This is a genomic window from Enterocloster clostridioformis (assembly GCF_020297485.1).
GTDB lineage: Bacteria > Bacillota > Clostridia > Lachnospirales > Lachnospiraceae > Enterocloster > Enterocloster clostridioformis.
This window is the reverse complement of record NZ_JAIWZC010000001.1, coordinates 1,489,184-1,506,764: the sequence shown is the minus strand read 5'-3', so window position 1 is coordinate 1,506,764 and position 17,581 is coordinate 1,489,184. Positions and strand designations below refer to the sequence as shown.

The window sequence follows — 17,581 nt, the reverse complement described above, 5'->3', positions numbered from 1 at the left end:
TTTTATCCGCAACCATTACGGTAATCAGCTGGGCAATTCCGGCAAGGAGCAAATCCGCATGGAGTGTTTTCTCATTCTGTGTTTTACGCCCGGCAACACAAAAGCTGTCCTTAAAGTGGTTAATGGATTTTTCTACATTCACCCGGATTTTATATGTGGAGTCCCATTCTGATGTGCCGCGGATAGTCCCTGGATAAGCACGGAGGTTCTGTTCCGGATAGATGTAGATCATTCTTCCGCAGGAAGATGCTGTACACGGGTTGTCACAATGGCATACGCGTTTGGTTTTCTTTGTAATGTTGTCTCGTTCCCATTTCATTTTGGGACAGACAAATTTCATGGTTGGAAGACCACAGCGCAAATGAGATTTACTTCCTTCCCGTTTCATTGGGAGTGAAGCATCATGCGGGCAACAGGGAATGCCATCAGCATTTACGGTGTAATCGACTCCTTCGATTTTGAGTTTGTTTTTCAGGGGAATATACGCTTTTTCAAAGGATGTTTCCTGCAGTAGGTATTTATAAATCTCGATGGAATCGAAAGCGGCATCCCCCAGAAACGTTTTGGGGTTGATAAGCGGATGTTTCCGGAAGAAATCCTTCAGAGTCGGGATTAGCGCTTTGGAATCTGCAAGGCTTTTGTCCTCATCCGGAGAGTCAGATTTCTTTTCCACGATGATCTCAGGATGGGATACGAGAAAATCTTTGTTGTAAAAGGAAATATGTCTGACGATACCCAGCCCGTTTGTAACGATGCCGAATTTAAAGGCATAACAGAAATGCCCGTTAATGTACATCTGCTGAATCGCAGGATTAGCGGCAGCATGAGGCGGCATGGAACCATAGGCGGCTTTATAAGGGTCAAAGGAATCATCCAGCCCGTTCGCTTTTTTTAAAGATTTTAGCTGTTTGATGATACGGTTGGCGTATTTGGGATTATTTTCTGTTACCCATGCTTCAATACCGGAGGTATCAAAGAGAAGCATAGATGCTTTTTCCTTATCAATCCGTTGGCATATCGGTTCGGTCAGGTCAACCAGCCTGTCAAACATCGATTGTAAGTCCAATAAGAAATCCTGTTTGAAGCGTGTGAATTTAGACGCGTCAGGAACAACATCAAAGCCACAGAAATCCCGTAATTCCTGAGAGTATTTCAAAAATACAATCAGGAGGGAAGTAGTAGGAATCGAGAAAATAAGCTGTAATAACAGAGCCTTGAGCATTGGATAAAGAAGGTGCTTTCTAGGTCTGCCGGTGGCGGCGTGGAAATGGGAAACAAAAGACGTCGGGACAATTTCATCGAGGTTGATGGTTTCATCAAGCAAAGAAAGGAACTCATATTTATCGTTATCAAATTTATTTTGGCAATCGGTAAAAATATCTGCCAAAGAAAGCTGTTTGTATGTTATCATATAGGTACAACTCCTTTCTTGGTGGATTGGTAGATAGTTTCTGGACAATTCTATTTTACCATAAACCAGTGAGGAGTTGTTTTATTTTGTAAGAAAAAGAATCCCGTATTTATATGGGTTCTGGCGTTTCGCAAACGCCTAAAATAATTTCATTAGGTAATTGCGAAACAAGTAGGAAATCTTGATTCCAACAAGACAAAAATCTGGCATAGCCGGATTTTCGGGAGGTGTGTGTAAAAAACAGGATTTTCGGGTGCGAAAATAAAACAGATACGGGTATCTGACAGTAAAGGAATATGAACCACGGATACTTATGCGATCAAAGGTTTCAAGCTGCGGATATATTGATGTTTATGGATTTTATCCGCAACCATTACGGTAATCAGCTGGGCAATTCCGGCAAGGAGCAAATCCGCATGGAGTGTTTTCTCATTCTGTGTTTTACGCCCGGCAACACAAAAGCTGTCCTTAAAGTGGTTAATGGATTTTTCTACATTCACCCGGATTTTATATGTGGAGTCCCATTCTGATGTGCCGCGGATAGTCCCTGGATAAGCACGGAGGTTCTGTTCCGGATAGATGTAGATCATTCTTCCGCAGGAAGATGCTGTACACGGGTTGTCACAATGGCATACGCGTTTGGTTTTCTTTGTAATGTTGTCTCGTTCCCATTTCATTTTGGGACAGACAAATTTCATGGTTGGAAGACCACAGCGCAAATGAGATTTACTTCCTTCCCGTTTCATTGGGAGTGAAGCATCATGCGGGCAACAGGGAATGCCATCAGCATTTACGGTGTAATCGACTCCTTCGATTTTGAGTTTGTTTTTCAGGGGAATATACGCTTTTTCAAAGGATGTTTCCTGCAGTAGGTATTTATAAATCTCGATGGAATCGAAAGCGGCATCCCCCAGAAACGTTTTGGGGTTGATAAGCGGATGTTTCCGGAAGAAATCCTTCAGAGTCGGGATTAGCGCTTTGGAATCTGCAAGGCTTTTGTCCTCATCCGGAGAGTCAGATTTCTTTTCCACGATGATCTCAGGATGGGATACGAGAAAATCTTTGTTGTAAAAGGAAATATGTCTGACGATACCCAGCCCGTTTGTAACGATGCCGAATTTAAAGGCATAACAGAAATGCCCGTTAATGTACATCTGCTGAATCGCAGGATTAGCGGCAGCATGAGGCGGCATGGAACCATAGGCGGCTTTATAAGGGTCAAAGGAATCATCCAGCCCGTTCGCTTTTTTTAAAGATTTTAGCTGTTTGATGATACGGTTGGCGTATTTGGGATTATTTTCTGTTACCCATGCTTCAATACCGGAGGTATCAAAGAGAAGCATAGATGCTTTTTCCTTATCAATCCGTTGGCATATCGGTTCGGTCAGGTCAACCAGCCTGTCAAACATCGATTGTAAGTCCAATAAGAAATCCTGTTTGAAGCGTGTGAATTTAGACGCGTCAGGAACAACATCAAAGCCACAGAAATCCCGTAATTCCTGAGAGTATTTCAAAAATACAATCAGGAGGGAAGTAGTAGGAATCGAGAAAATAAGCTGTAATAACAGAGCCTTGAGCATTGGATAAAGAAGGTGCTTTCTAGGTCTGCCGGTGGCGGCGTGGAAATGGGAAACAAAAGACGTCGGGACAATTTCATCGAGGTTGATGGTTTCATCAAGCAAAGAAAGGAACTCATATTTATCGTTATCAAATTTATTTTGGCAATCGGTAAAAATATCTGCCAAAGAAAGCTGTTTGTATGTTATCATATAGGTACAACTCCTTTCTTGGTGGATTGGTAGATAGTTTCTGGACAATTCTATTTTACCATAAACCAGTGAGGAGTTGTTTTATTTTGTAAGAAAAAGAATCCCGTATTTATATGGGTTCTGGCGTTTCGCAAACGCCTAAAATAATTTCATTAGGTAATTGCGAAACAAGTAGGAAATCTTGATTCCAACAAGACAAAAATCTGGCATAGCCGGATTTTCGGGAGGTGTGTGTAAAAAACAGGATTTTCGGGTGCGAAAATAAAACAGATACGGGTATCTGACAGTAAAGGAATATGAACCACGGATACTTATGCGATCAAAGGTTTCAAGCTGCGGATATATTGATGTTTATGGATTTTATCCGCAACCATTACGGTAATCAGCTGGGCAATTCCGGCAAGGAGCAAATCCGCATGGAGTGTTTTCTCATTCTGTGTTTTACGCCCGGCAACACAAAAGCTGTCCTTAAAGTGGTTAATGGATTTTTCTACATTCACCCGGATTTTATATGTGGAGTCCCATTCTGATGTGCCGCGGATAGTCCCTGGATAAGCACGGAGGTTCTGTTCCGGATAGATGTAGATCATTCTTCCGCAGGAAGATGCTGTACACGGGTTGTCACAATGGCATACGCGTTTGGTTTTCTTTGTAATGTTGTCTCGTTCCCATTTCATTTTGGGACAGACAAATTTCATGGTTGGAAGACCACAGCGCAAATGAGATTTACTTCCTTCCCGTTTCATTGGGAGTGAAGCATCATGCGGGCAACAGGGAATGCCATCAGCATTTACGGTGTAATCGACTCCTTCGATTTTGAGTTTGTTTTTCAGGGGAATATACGCTTTTTCAAAGGATGTTTCCTGCAGTAGGTATTTATAAATCTCGATGGAATCGAAAGCGGCATCCCCCAGAAACGTTTTGGGGTTGATAAGCGGATGTTTCCGGAAGAAATCCTTCAGAGTCGGGATTAGCGCTTTGGAATCTGCAAGGCTTTTGTCCTCATCCGGAGAGTCAGATTTCTTTTCCACGATGATCTCAGGATGGGATACGAGAAAATCTTTGTTGTAAAAGGAAATATGTCTGACGATACCCAGCCCGTTTGTAACGATGCCGAATTTAAAGGCATAACAGAAATGCCCGTTAATGTACATCTGCTGAATCGCAGGATTAGCGGCAGCATGAGGCGGCATGGAACCATAGGCGGCTTTATAAGGGTCAAAGGAATCATCCAGCCCGTTCGCTTTTTTTAAAGATTTTAGCTGTTTGATGATACGGTTGGCGTATTTGGGATTATTTTCTGTTACCCATGCTTCAATACCGGAGGTATCAAAGAGAAGCATAGATGCTTTTTCCTTATCAATCCGTTGGCATATCGGTTCGGTCAGGTCAACCAGCCTGTCAAACATCGATTGTAAGTCCAATAAGAAATCCTGTTTGAAGCGTGTGAATTTAGACGCGTCAGGAACAACATCAAAGCCACAGAAATCCCGTAATTCCTGAGAGTATTTCAAAAATACAATCAGGAGGGAAGTAGTAGGAATCGAGAAAATAAGCTGTAATAACAGAGCCTTGAGCATTGGATAAAGAAGGTGCTTTCTAGGTCTGCCGGTGGCGGCGTGGAAATGGGAAACAAAAGACGTCGGGACAATTTCATCGAGGTTGATGGTTTCATCAAGCAAAGAAAGGAACTCATATTTATCGTTATCAAATTTATTTTGGCAATCGGTAAAAATATCTGCCAAAGAAAGCTGTTTGTATGTTATCATATAGGTACAACTCCTTTCTTGGTGGATTGGTAGATAGTTTCTGGACAATTCTATTTTACCATAAACCAGTGAGGAGTTGTTTTATTTTGTAAGAAAAAGAATCCCGTATTTATATGGGTTCTGGCGTTTCGCAAACGCCTAAATAATTTCATAAAAGTAAGGAGACAGAATGGATTATTTTAATTTCAAGGAAGAATTTCTCTATCAGTTCATTGACCTGATGGAGAAAAGTAAAATGTCAGGGGCGTTGAACTTGGTTATGGAAGGTCTGCCAGGTGAATCAATCACAATGACTTTCAAGGAGTATGACAGGTACTGCCCTGTGGTCAGCATAGAGGAACTGTTTTTGAGAAGTCAGTACGAAATGCTGCCAGTCAGGATATTGGCTTCGGAGACACTGGAGGAATTTCAGACGGCGGAAACTGGAGGAATCCGACTGAAGATGGATGCTGTCAAGAATCCGTTGTTTGTAGAGTTCCATGCGGTGAATGCAAACAAATACCAGAAAAGGCTGGAAGAATTGGAACTGCCATATACCAGAATGGGAGATATGTGTATCTATTACCGGTTCCGTGTGAAAGAGGAAAATGAAAAACTTGTATACACAATGCCCGTAGATGAAGAGGACTTACAGCGGTGGGGAATGCATGTAGATCAACTGCATGCGTGCGTGTCTGACAATTCTTTCTCCCAGTATAGTGTGAAAATTGAACCGGTCGCAGCCGTTATACGGGAAGGTTTGGAGGAAGGTTTTACGCTTGGGAGAGGAAAGATTACAAATGAACGCGCAAGTGCCTGGCGGCTGACAGGTCTGGGAGGCGCGGCCGGCATGCTTTATAGGAATATTCTGGATGAATTTGCAGAAGAGGTCAACACAGACTTGTATCTGCTTCCGGTAACAGCAGAGGAAACCGCTATCTATGCCGCAGACCAGTACACACCTGCTGACCTTCAGATGCGTCTTGAAAGAAAAAAATCTTTAAAAGGATTTGTGAGCCATCCGTTGTCAGAGTCGGTTCTGTATTATAGCCTCAAGAGTAAAACCCTGACGGTGCATCAGTCCTCATTGGTGAAAAAAACTCTGGTCTAAGAGCCGGTATGGGAATCTACTGATGCAGTAAACGGTAAATAGACGGAGAGGAGAACCAAAATGCGTGAATATGATGAAAACCAGGCATATGAGGAAGTCAGGGACGATTTCCTTAGTGAATATAAGGCATAGTTAGAACGCGGAGGAAATGGGGAGAAGCTGGTAATGGTGGCGGAGGGTACTCCTTTTGAATCCTTTACATTCAAAGAAAATGGTCCTTTACTATGTACCAGCATATTTATGGAACTGGTGTACAGAAATTGCTATATTTTTGCCATACGGGAAATTGATGAGGCAGTATCGGATATCCTGGAGATTCAGGTTGAGGCAGAGCGGATATCCCAGGAGCGGCTGGCAAAATTAGAAAATGTAATCGTGTTTCCAGTGAATCTATCACATTGCAGGGATAAGCTGGAAGAGAATGGTATTGCATATTTACCCTTTGAGGATATGGCGGTCACTTTTCAATTCTGCATTGAGGACGACAACAGGTCGTATCGCGGGGATGTTACAAGAGAATGGCTGGATAGGCAGGGGTTAAATGCAAAGGAACTCTTTGAAAAAGTAAGGTATAAAGATTTGGAGCAAATTGGGGGTGAAATTAAAAACATAGAGCAGGTAGGGGAAAAATCAGGGGAATCACAGCAGGCTGCTTTGTATGGCATCAATGGCTTTGGTGCTGCCCTTTATCCAAATGTTATGGAACAAGTGGTTAAAAAAATGGGCAGTGAGGTGCTTATCATCCCTGAAGAATCCTATACGGCCTATATCCAGACACCGGATATCAAGAGTGCTGCAAAACTGCAAGAAGAATTACAGGAGGACAATCGCGTGAATGCGTTGACTGGCGATAGGCATCTTGTACTCTCTGGAAAAATATTTAAATATGATACCAACAAGAAAAACCTAGTCCCGGCAATGGAACATATCGTTGAAAAGCATAAAGTGAAATAAAAACGCTTTAACCGGGTGAAATGCAAATGGCCAGAAAGGAAAGATGAGAGATGAATTATTATAGTGAGAGCGAGGCATATGACGAATTACGAGAGGATTTTATTGATGAATTCAAAGACCAGCTACAAGTAAGAGACAAAGGGGAGGAACTGAAACTGGTAGCTGAAGGAACGCCATTTGAAGCCATTACGCTGAAAGACGGCGGGGAGTTAGTTTGCCCCAGCATTCCGATGGAACTGGTTTATCTCAATTGTTATGTCACTGAAAGCATCGAGATAGACGAGGCTGCCACGTATATTCTGGGCATATTTGATGAAGTTGAGTGGATACCGCGCAATCAACTGGAGCAGATCGCGCATGTACTTATTTATCCTATGAATTTAGCAGAATATCAGGATAAACTGGTGGAAGGAAACATTGCATACATGCCATATCAGGATATGGCAGTTACTTTCCGGTTCTGGATTGAAAAAGAGGAGAAATCGTACTGCGGAGACGTTACAGAAGAGCATTTGGAAACATGGGGAATCGGTGTGGAAGAACTTTTTGAGAAAGTCAGATACAGGGATTTGAAAGAAATAGGCGTGGATATTGTAAATATGTACGATTCGCTGACCAGCAGATTTGAGAATGATCAATCAATCTTTTTAAGACCGACGGATGGTGTGCCAATAGCATTGAAGGAAATGTATCAAGTTTATGGTATGAATGGATTTGGCGCTGTTTGGTATCCAAGGGTTATGGAGCAATTACATGAGATATTAGGAAACGAGATGTTGATTGTTCCTCATGATGTCTACTGTGCTTATATCCAGACACCGAAACTTGGTAGCGTATCAGAACTTCAGGAAGAACTGCAAGTTGACAATGAGGTGAAAGCGGCATATGGGGAAGGGCGTCATATAATGTCTGAGCAGATTTTTAAATATGATTTGGATAAAAGAAATCTGGTTCCAGCAGTTGAAGCTAAAATCGAAAAAAAGAAAATAAGATAAGAAGGTGAGCAAATGGAACCGCTAACATATGAGCAGTTTAAGCAGATTTATTTACAGGAAATAGAAAGGCTTTTAAAACAGCGTGGATATACAATCAAGCCTGTGATTATAGGAGAAGGGCTATCTTTTGAAAACATAACTTTGGACTTAGGCGAAAAAATTTGCCACAGTATAGATATCCAGGAAGTTTACGCAGCTCATTTCAAAAATAATTATCCTAAGTTCCATATTGCAGAACAAACATTAAAATGTTTTCGTGACTTTGGGGTGGTGCAAAGGGAGCAGGTCGAAAGTAAGGAAAACATACTGGCCTTTGCGACAAATTTGAATAAAAGCAAAGAGACACTGGAAAAAGCCAGGATACCATATCTTGTAATTGATGACATGGCAGTATATTTTAAGTTTATACATGAAATACCTTTCGGCAAAACTATGGAAAGTGTTGTATATGACAGTCATTTACAAAAGTGGGGCTGTTCTGTAGAGTTAGTATTTAATATTGCAAAACAAAACAAGGCTCAGGAAATTGGTGCCTGTGCAGTTAACTGGGTAGAATTACCAGAGGATAAATTATTCGGGCGCGTGCAAACGATTGTAGATGCTAAACACCTGTGTTATGAGCCGTATGATCTATTCGGATTAAATGGAACCGGAGCAATGTTTTATCCAGAAGTGTTACACGAATTTGAGGAGGTAATTCATGAACATTTAATTATCGTACCTTATTCGGAGAGGGAAGCAGCCGTAATACCAGAAAGTTGTATGCGAGAAGCGTGGGTGCAAAAAGAACTTCATCAGAACATAGAAAAAACAGAGCCACGGTTAAAATTGTCCAACCATGTTTATTCGTATGAAAACGGCAAATTAAATAGGCTCAAGGAAACACTGGAGGAGGTGCTATCAGCCATGAGCCGTGAGGCGGACGCTGTAGCTGTAAGTTATGAAAATGTAACAAAACATAAGAGAGAGGGGAGGTAGGACTATGTTTACAAAAGCAGATTTGGAATATGAAGATTTTATCAAACTCTTTACTCATGAAATCAGTTACAATTTAAAAATGCTGGGAGTATCTTGGAGAGCTAGGTATGAAATTGTCAATGAAAGCGGAACGGCCTTGACGGTGATTCGCGGAAATCATGGTGACTTTCCGCCCATTTCCATCTTTGACTATTATGAAAAATTTTTACAGGGAACGCCGTGGGGAGTTGCCGCACGCAAAGCAACAGAGGAATTTTTCAATGAAAGAATTACAAAATACGCGTTGAAAGACATAGGAGTATTCCAACCGGATATGGTGATTCCGTCATTTGTTAATGCGGAAGAAAATGCCGAAATGCTAGATAAGATACCGCATTTAAAGTTTGAAGATCTGGCAATTATTTTACGAGTTGTATATCAATCACTTGGTGGTATTAATCTTGATTTGATGGTTACAGGAGAATTACTTGAGGAATGGAACCTGGATTTTGGACAACTTTATCAGATAACTTTGGATAATTCCAAAAATATTGAATCAGTGCAGGTAATAGAACTATACAAGATAATGGCTGAAATGATACATTTTAAAGCGTCCTCGAAGGATATGCCGATCTTCTTAGTGGTAACAAATACCAATCAACATTGGGGGGCTGCTTCCATTCTGTATAAAGATAAAATGAATGAACTAGCAGAAATTATGGGGACGACTGATGTTCTGTTGGTTCCAATGAGTGCTGATAACATACTTGCAATGCCACACCTGGACGATGACGGAATACGCAACCTGGTAAATGCGCTGCATGACAGCAATAAGTTGATTACTGGGAGTGCAAAATCGCTTTCGGAAAATATTTATTGTTATAGTAGTGTCAACAATCAGTTTCATATGATTTCTTCACATGAGCATAAACTGAAAGACGCAAGGAGATATGGCAGATAAGCAGTCTATAATTACCGAAATGGAGGAATTATTACATTGACAAAACAAGAATACTATATATCTTTTACAGAACAAATGAATAGTTATTTAGAAAAGTTGGGTTTAGGGTGGAAGGCTGTGCTGCCTTATCATAACTCGGATGGGAATACGATAATTATGCAGGGAGGGCCGCTGAACGAGGCAACAGGTATTTTTCCATTTGTGGATTATAACCGGTTTACGTATATGGACGAGTCTTTGGAACTGGGGGTTAAAAATTCGTTAGAAATATATTTGCGGGACGAAAAAGTAACCAAAGCCGCATTAAAGGATATGGGGGTATTTTTACCAGATTTTGTTGTCCCTACTTTTCTCAATGTAAAAAGAAATAAAGCAACGCTGGAAAGTGTCCCACATGAGTTATATGTAGATGGAGACCTTGCAATCACATTGAGAATTACCTATCACCCGACAGATACTTTGTTGGAAGATCTAAAAATCAATCTAAACGTGACAGATGATATTCTTAAAGAATTTGGAATGGATTTTGATACCCTTTACCAGTATTCGCTTATGAATCCGGTAAATCAAAAAAATATTACGATGAAACCATTTAGCAACGACCCAGAAACGAGAGAAATATATATAATGTCCACAGAAGCCCATTATTTAGGCGCTTCTGCTATGCTGTATGAAAGCAAAATACATGAAATGTCAGATAAATTAGGTGGAGATATGATACTAATACCCAATAGCATCAATCACTGTCTTGCGTTATCAAATAAAAACAAAGCAGGAAAAAGCTGGGTTCAGGAAACTCTTTATAATGCCAAACAAGACGGATATCAGAAACGAGAGATGGATTTATCTGATTATCTATATGCTTATAATAGGGAAACAGATGAAATACGTAAAACCAGCCAGAGGGTGAGGCAGAAGCCTAAAATGAATAAAAACGTTAGCAGGTAACTTTTCATGTGATTCAGAAAAGAGCCTGCTTTTTCATTAAAATAAAGGAGGATAAGAATATGAACCTTAAATTATATAAACAGTTTTCAGATGCTTACCAGCAATGTATCCGTTCCGCTTTTGAGGATTCTGCGATTCGTGGGGAAGTAAGAACGGTGGCTAAGGGTCTACCGACCGAGGGAACCACAATTTTATTTGAACGGGAGGGGAGGTACTGCCCTGTCATTCCGGTAAGAGAAGCATTTTTGAGAGCGGAGATGTTTGACACCTGGGAGGAGGAATTGGCGGACCGGGCCATGGAAGTGTTCTCTGATGCGGAAGCGGAGGATCTGCGTATTGCAGTCGGCCAGTTGGAACAGCCGGAATATGTGGCAGTATACGCCGCTAACCATAGAAGTGACCTGGACGCCCTGAAAAAGAATGATATGCCTTATCAGGTTATGGGTGACATGGTGCTTTACTATATGTTTCATGCACCGCTGGGAGACGGGCGTTATTATCAGGCGGAAGTGACCAATAAACATTTGGAATCCTGGAAAATGAGAAAGAGTGAACTTCATAATTTTGTGCTGGAGCATTCGCTGGTTTCCATGGAGAGTAAAATCTATCCGTTGTGTGAAAAAATTGAAAACGTGCTGGAAGGTATTTCATGCTGCCTGAATCATGGAGAGGCAGAGGACAGCCTTGGTTATGTGGTCACGGGACCAGGAGGCGCGGCAAGCGTATTGTACTGGGATATCTTACAGGAACTTAGCCGCTTGATGCCGGACAGCTTTTATATCCTGCCGTATTCGGAACGGGAGGCTTATATCTTTCCTGATACTATGGGAGCACTGGCACCGGCGTTTTCAATTGATGATGTCCACAAGAATGGAAATCGTCAGGTTCGCCATAGCCTGGCCGGGTACGCTATATCAAGCCATGGTTTCCACTATTCACCATCAGAAAATAAATTGCAGACCACACGCGAATGGTTGAAGGATTAAAGAATGACATACGAAGAATATAAACAGGAACTGTTCACAGAACTTGGGCGTCACATTGATGAAGAGCAGCAGAGATTGATAGTAATAGCAGAAGGTACGGACAATGAGGAAATAGCCCTTGAGCTTATGCAGCCACCTGTGTGCAGCCAGTCATTGTCAATCCAGAGCTTATATAGACAGCGGAATGACGAAGAATTGACGGCACAGGCAAGCGGTATCTGCGATTACTTTGAAAAAAAGCGTCCCATTGAAACGATTGAGCAGTTAGAAAATGTTACGATATGGGCTGCAAATTTTGAAAAGTCAGCCGAAAAATTGGAAGGGAACGATATGCCATATCTGCCTGTTGGGGACATGGCTGTGTATTTTCAGTTTTTTGATGAGGTCTATGACGAGGAAGAGCAGTGGCCTCAGGATTATAAAAGACCTGTCCAAAATGAGCATTTAAAGCAGTGGGGACTTACGGCACAGGAATTATTTGATAAGGTCAAATATTTCGATATGAATGAACGCCTTCAGACGGTCTTAGATACGAGCAGAGCTGTTCTGGCTCATACCTTAGGGGCGTTAAGCGGGGCGCTTCCAGACACAAAAGACTACTATGGAGTGTACAGCGAGAATGGGATCGCAATCATGTTCTATCCCGATGGTTTGAGTGAAATCGCAAGGCGTTTGGGCGATGACCTGTATATCATGCCATTATCAAATGATAAAATCCTTGTCTGTCCAAAATCAGGACACAGATTGGAAACTTTGCAGGAAGTAGTAAAAAAGAGCAGTGAGATGGATAAGAGAGCAGAAGTGTTCCCTGTCCAGGTCTCTAATAGGGTGTTCCAGTTTGATGCCGGGAGCCTTGCAATCCAACCGGCAGTGGCGCAGACAGAGAAAAAAACGCGACATCAGGCAAGGTAGGATTCGGCATTAGAATTTGAAAGGGGGTGGTGAAGCCCAATCCAATCAAGAATCCAGCAGTCATAGAAATTTAATTTGTACCAGTAGCTCGTAACTTATTCGGAAACTGATTACATTCAAACATTTGAAAGGAGGTAAGAGGTAATCCCGGGTAAAATGTGTAGCTACACCCTCTAAGAAGGGAATTGGATTATAAATTAATAAATTTTTGTGAGTTCGACAAATATGCAGTAAAAAGTTATTGCGCCATACATGGGGTTGACGAGAGTGCCAACCTTGGGGATATTACGAAAGTTGATGAGAAAAAGCTACCTTATTTCAGTTTTATTTGCGGTGGGAGTCCGTGTCAGGATTTCTCCCTAAGTGGGAAGCTGGCCGGTTCCGTCTGGAGGTGCAGAGATTGTGGGCATGAGGTGAACCCGCTGCAGATACATTGGAGCAAACGGAATTTTTGTGAGGAATGCGGCTCAAAGAACCTGGATAAAACAAGGTCCTCTCTCCTTGTAGAGTGGCTCCGGGTTATCCGGGAAGTGAAGCCAGTATTTGGAATTTATGAAAATGTAAAAAATATTGTTCAGGCAAGGTTTCTAAACAGCACGTTCCGTCTATTTGAGCAGGAATTGCAAGAATATGGCTACAACACCTATTGGAAGGTACTGAACGCGAAAAATTATGGGATTCCTCAAAACCGGGAACGGGTATACCTCGTCCTGATTAAGAAGGAATGTGATAATGGAGAATTCGTGTTCCCAGAGCCAGTGGAAGATGGGAGGCGGCTGATGGATCTCCTTGAAGATGAGGTAGATGAAAAATATTATCTGTCAGATGATAAAGTGCAGAATTTGATTACAGACATGAAGGAGCGGAAAGCACTTCTGTATATGCCAGGGGAAGAGGAACTGAAACAGTGGGAAAATAAACTGTATAAGGTCGGACAGACAGAGGGGTACCTGGGTGATCCGCAGACCGGCAGGGTATATTCCGCAATCGGTTCCAATCCGACTTTGACGGCGAGTGGATCTGGCAGGAGTAAAATTGTAGTGGTCGGAAGTATTGGAAATTCCCAGCAGAGTGTTATACTATCAGGGATAGGAATTGCCAATACCCAACTTGCGAGCCATGACCAGACAAAGATTCTGGAATTGGGGGCAATCCGTGGAAGATATAATGAAGAGGGAAGAGTTGAACAGCACCTGGAAATAAAAGATCAACCATGGTGCAGTTATGCGATTACCTCCGTTCAGAAAGATAATATCATTCTGGTACGGCAGGACACTGTGAAGGGCTACGAGGAATGTCTGGCAGACGGAGTTGCAAATATCGCCTATCCAAACGCTGCCGGAAAACGAGGCCGGGTACAGGGTCATGGAACCATCTGCCCGACAATCACTGCGCAGGGAAGTTCCCTGTGCAGGCTGGAATCAATCCTTCGTATCAGACGGCTTACACCATTAGAGTGTTTCCGGCTGATGGGGTTTGATGATGAAGATTACCAGAAGGTCCTGGAAGCGGGCATTAGTAACAGCCAGGCATATAAGCAGGCAGGAAACTCGATTGTAGTGAATGTCTTAACCAGCATTTTTGAAGCGTTATATACGGCTATGCCTTACCTGTTTGAAGATGTAAAGATAGGAAGCTTTTTCTCCGGGATAGGCGCCTTCGAGAAAGCACTGGAACGATTTTATGGGAGCCATCAGTGACAGAGATATAAAATCTTAATATAAAGAACATCAATGCAGATTGGATTGGGAAAACAGAACTATTTTAAACAGCGGGTCAGGGGCTACTATCAAATTTGGCAACCTGGTATCACAAACAAAAGTGGAATCCTGCTATCAGTTTACATTGACTGATAGCAGATAACCGTGGAATGCGATATCACAAAGCCTTTGATGATATCACATTCCATACTGCCTGCTATCAGATATATGAAGCTGATAGCAGGGCAATATGTGATTTGAGGGGAAACTGCTGTCAGTTTCCCCTTTCTGCTATCAGATTTCCGCGTAATATCAGCGGAATTGATAGCAAAAAACTGTGAATGATATCAGTATTTTGAGGCTGATACGGGGGTATTAGGGGATCTCCCCTAACAAGATGGATTTTGTACGGCAAAATCCGTATCTTGCAGAGGACTGGCAAAGCCAGTCCGGACCGGCCCCTTAGATTTTCAGAAGTAAAGAGGGCAAAAAGAAAAGGGAAGGAGCTGGAACTGTAATAGAACCGATTGTGAAAGAGCAGATATTGGTGGTCAGGGATACTGGTGAAACCAATATGTTTGACGTGACTGCAGTTACGAAAATTGCATTAAAAATGGGATTTCTCGAACTGGCGGAATATTTGCAGAACCATAAAAGTGAATATTGCCATTTTATTATATGGGGGAAAACTTCCGAACAAGAACAGCAGAAAAAGGAGGACATTCCCAAACAGGACAGACAGAAAAATAGATAATACAGAATGTAAAGGAGACAGAGTATTGAGGTATGAACCAGAGGAATTTGAACGATTAAAAGATTACGTGGACGAATTCATGAAGAGAGGACCATTGGGAGACATTTTTACCCCATTTTTCTATAAGCCGTATCCTTACAACCAAACCGAAAATGTTCTGGATACGCTCCGGTTTGCGGATGCCAGAAAGCTGCTTATTGATTACTTATATAAGGTCAGCCGTGCAAAAAGCATTGAGGTTACAAGGCAGACAGAAGGCTTGATCGGAGAACTGTGGGAATATGGATATCCTGACAAAAATAGAGAGCCGGACTTTTTGAAAAATCTGGCCTGGGATATCTGTAGAATGACAAAATCTGTTGATTACTGGCAATGGGAAGCGATGCGTTTACCAGGAGAATCGGAGTCGGACGTAGTGAGACGTACCTATCAGGAAATAAAGAATCCGGAGAAGCGGCGTGAGTTCATGCAATTCTGGATTGACTATTTGGAACGTATGAGACCAAAATATGAACTGGAAATACAGGCTGCGGAAGTTTTAACAAGACTGAACAAAGGTTTTACGCACATGGAAACTCCTTTTATGGAGAGAATCACTGTACTCGTAGAAAATAAAAACTTTTTGGATTCTCAAAAGTATCATGATGCCAGTATTTACTATATCCTAAAAAAAGAACAGGATGGGACCATCAGTTACAAAGGGGTTGCTGAATATGAGCAGGAAATGGCAGTCTATTTTTCTGTTTCTGAGGAAGAAGTTACTGAAATTTATATAGGTGATACATCTGTTCATGAGGATCTGTTTAAACCGTTGGAAGAAGGCTATGAAATAGCGGTGGTTACGATGGACGGTCACTTTAATGTCTGGGACGAACTTGACAGGGAGGGCCTCGACACGTTGCCCTATAGAGAAGGGTTCGAGGATTACCTTATTTACTGTAAAGAAAGAAATATCACAGCGGCATCTATTACAGCGTCTATCGGATGGAGTGTGGGAGATTTGATTGGTGAGGCAGAATCACAGATGCAGGATTATAAGAATCATGTGAACCAGACAGACAGAAAAAGAACTAGTACAGCATTGCTTAAATATCAGTGATTAAATTACTAATGGTATCCCGGCATATGTCCACTTAAATGGGTGTGCTGTAAGATTGTATTGTTCAATAAAGCGCAGGATGCTTGCTTCCAGTTCTTCTATTGATAGGTAGCTTTTCCGCTTCAGCAGCTTCCGGTTAATGATGCCAAACCATATCTCAATCTGGTTCATCCAGGAACTGTGTTTCGGAGTATAGACAAAGCGGATCCGGTGGGAAGGGTCATGCAGGAAATCCGCTCGGCTTTCCATACTTTTAAGGATCCCTGTTTTCCCTTTTTTGCCCAGTTCCACGCCAAGGGCACAGGCTTCTGCCACAAAGCGGACAAGGGCTTCCGATTTATGGGTGTTTAGGCCATCGCATATAAATGTCCATGGGGCTTGCGGGTCTGTCCCTACCAATGCTTTCACGGCTTCCACAAAATCCTCTTCTGTGCGTGTGGAGTTTAAATACGGCATTTCCATACGGCCCGTTGCAACATCAAAGAACCCGATGAGGCTGGTCGTGCCATGGCGGATATACTCAAACTCCATTTTGGCGCACTGGCCGGGTAATGGGAGCTTGTCAGGATATTTATGTTCCAGCGCTTGTACCCCGGTCATTTCATCCGTGGAAACAATGTGTGCACCTTCCCGGCTTTGTTCCTGGGCACTCTGGTACAGGCCGCAGATTTCGTTTACTTTCCGCGCAAAAGATTCCGGGGCTTCCGTCTTTTCCGAAGAATGAAGCCAGTAACGGATTTTGTGGGGATGTAAATCTACCTCATTTTTAAAAAACGGCTGACAGATTTCTCAGAAATCTGTTCAGCGATCCCCTGCTTTTTAATTTCTGCCACTAACAGCGGGAGACTCCACTGGCTTACTTCGTACCCAAAATCATTTGGGTTGCTGCAGGCAAGGTCGATGATCCGCATGATCTGGTCCGGCGTAAAAACAGACGGGGCACCGGGGCGTTTTTTATCGGACAGGACTGCCCGTATCTCATCTTCAAGCTTTTTCGGGTCGTCCATTTCAATCCTCCGCAAGGCTGGGAGCGCCGCGAGGAACCGACTGCGCCAGGTGGCAACATTATTATAATGAAGCCCGACCTGTGGTGCAATATTCTGGTTGAGTTCCCCCTGTGACGCAAGCAGGACAATGCTGGCTCTTTTGACCAGTCCTGACGGAAGGGAGCGGCTTTTTGAAAAAGCAGATAATATGTTTTTCATGGCATCAGATAAAACCGGGATAGTATCAATTGTTTTCCTTCGCATAATAACACATCCATTCTTTAGTGATA

The 17,581-nt window shown here is 42.4% G+C and carries 13 protein-coding genes and 3 pseudogenes; 11 read left to right on the top strand and 5 right to left on the bottom strand.

What is annotated here, in order from left to right; all coding sequences use genetic code 11:
• Positions 1–24 precede the first annotated feature (24 nt).
• The 3 pseudogenes from LA360_RS07425 to LA360_RS07415 form a co-directional block, all read right to left on the bottom strand.
• A pseudogene (locus tag LA360_RS07425) lies at positions 25–1,411 on the bottom strand (transposase).
• A 382-nt stretch (positions 1,412–1,793) separates the two neighbouring features.
• Positions 1,794–3,180 (bottom strand): annotated as a pseudogene (locus tag LA360_RS07420) (transposase).
• Positions 3,181–3,562: 382 nt separating this feature from the next.
• Positions 3,563–4,949 (bottom strand): annotated as a pseudogene (locus LA360_RS07415) (transposase).
• A gap of 169 nt (positions 4,950–5,118) precedes the next feature.
• Between LA360_RS07415 and LA360_RS07410 the strand changes: the two are divergent.
• The 11 genes from LA360_RS07410 to LA360_RS07360 all read left to right on the top strand — a co-directional run bounded on the left by LA360_RS07410 (position 5,119) and on the right by LA360_RS07360 (position 16,305).
• The gene (locus LA360_RS07410) at positions 5,119–6,039 is read left to right on the top strand and encodes a DUF5688 family protein (RefSeq protein ID WP_112481715.1); all 921 of its coding nucleotides are present in this window, start codon (positions 5,119–5,121) and stop codon (positions 6,037–6,039) included.
• A 240-nt stretch (positions 6,040–6,279) separates the two neighbouring features.
• Positions 6,280–6,993, top strand: coding sequence for a hypothetical protein (locus tag LA360_RS07405; RefSeq protein WP_470295738.1), 714 nt, complete (start codon positions 6,280–6,282; stop codon positions 6,991–6,993).
• 50 nt (positions 6,994–7,043) lie between these two features.
• The gene (locus LA360_RS07400; protein WP_112481716.1) at positions 7,044–7,988 is read left to right on the top strand and encodes a DUF5688 family protein; all 945 of its coding nucleotides are present in this window, start codon (positions 7,044–7,046) and stop codon (positions 7,986–7,988) included.
• Between the two features lie 12 nt (positions 7,989–8,000).
• Positions 8,001–8,966, top strand: a complete 966-nt coding sequence (locus tag LA360_RS07395; RefSeq protein WP_112481717.1) for a DUF5688 family protein — start codon at positions 8,001–8,003, stop codon at positions 8,964–8,966.
• A 4-nt stretch (positions 8,967–8,970) separates the two neighbouring features.
• Positions 8,971–9,906 (top strand): DUF5688 family protein, encoded by a 936-nt coding sequence (locus LA360_RS07390; RefSeq protein WP_225537423.1) that lies wholly within the window; start codon positions 8,971–8,973, stop codon positions 9,904–9,906.
• Between the two features lie 36 nt (positions 9,907–9,942).
• On the top strand, positions 9,943–10,854 hold the full coding sequence (locus LA360_RS07385; RefSeq protein ID WP_225537421.1) for a DUF5688 family protein: 912 nt from the start codon (positions 9,943–9,945) through the stop codon (positions 10,852–10,854).
• Positions 10,855–10,913: 59 nt separating this feature from the next.
• Complete coding sequence (locus tag LA360_RS07380; RefSeq protein WP_225537420.1) at positions 10,914–11,840, top strand: DUF5688 family protein; 927 nt, start codon at positions 10,914–10,916, stop codon at positions 11,838–11,840.
• A gap of 3 nt (positions 11,841–11,843) precedes the next feature.
• On the top strand, positions 11,844–12,752 hold the full coding sequence (locus tag LA360_RS07375) for a DUF5688 family protein (protein ID WP_112481719.1): 909 nt from the start codon (positions 11,844–11,846) through the stop codon (positions 12,750–12,752).
• 185 nt (positions 12,753–12,937) lie between these two features.
• Positions 12,938–14,452 carry a DNA (cytosine-5-)-methyltransferase gene (gene dcm, locus LA360_RS07370; RefSeq protein WP_112481720.1) on the top strand — a complete coding sequence of 505 codons (1,515 nt, stop codon included), beginning with the start codon at positions 12,938–12,940 and terminating at the stop codon, positions 14,450–14,452.
• Positions 14,453–14,981: 529 nt separating this feature from the next.
• On the top strand, positions 14,982–15,206 hold the full coding sequence (locus tag LA360_RS07365; protein ID WP_112481721.1) for a DUF5049 domain-containing protein: 225 nt from the start codon (positions 14,982–14,984) through the stop codon (positions 15,204–15,206).
• Positions 15,207–15,231: 25 nt separating this feature from the next.
• Entirely contained in the window at positions 15,232–16,305 is a 1,074-nt protein-coding gene (locus LA360_RS07360) for a hypothetical protein (RefSeq protein ID WP_112481722.1), read from the top strand.
• Here LA360_RS07360 and LA360_RS07355 read toward each other — a convergent pair whose 3' ends face one another.
• Complete coding sequence (locus LA360_RS07355) at positions 16,306–16,923, bottom strand: transposase (RefSeq protein ID WP_225537719.1); 618 nt, start codon at positions 16,921–16,923, stop codon at positions 16,306–16,308.
• A 137-nt stretch (positions 16,924–17,060) separates the two neighbouring features.
• Positions 17,061–17,555, bottom strand: coding sequence for a helix-turn-helix domain-containing protein (locus LA360_RS07350; RefSeq protein ID WP_112481404.1), 495 nt, complete (start codon positions 17,553–17,555; stop codon positions 17,061–17,063).
• Positions 17,556–17,581 lie beyond the last annotated feature (26 nt).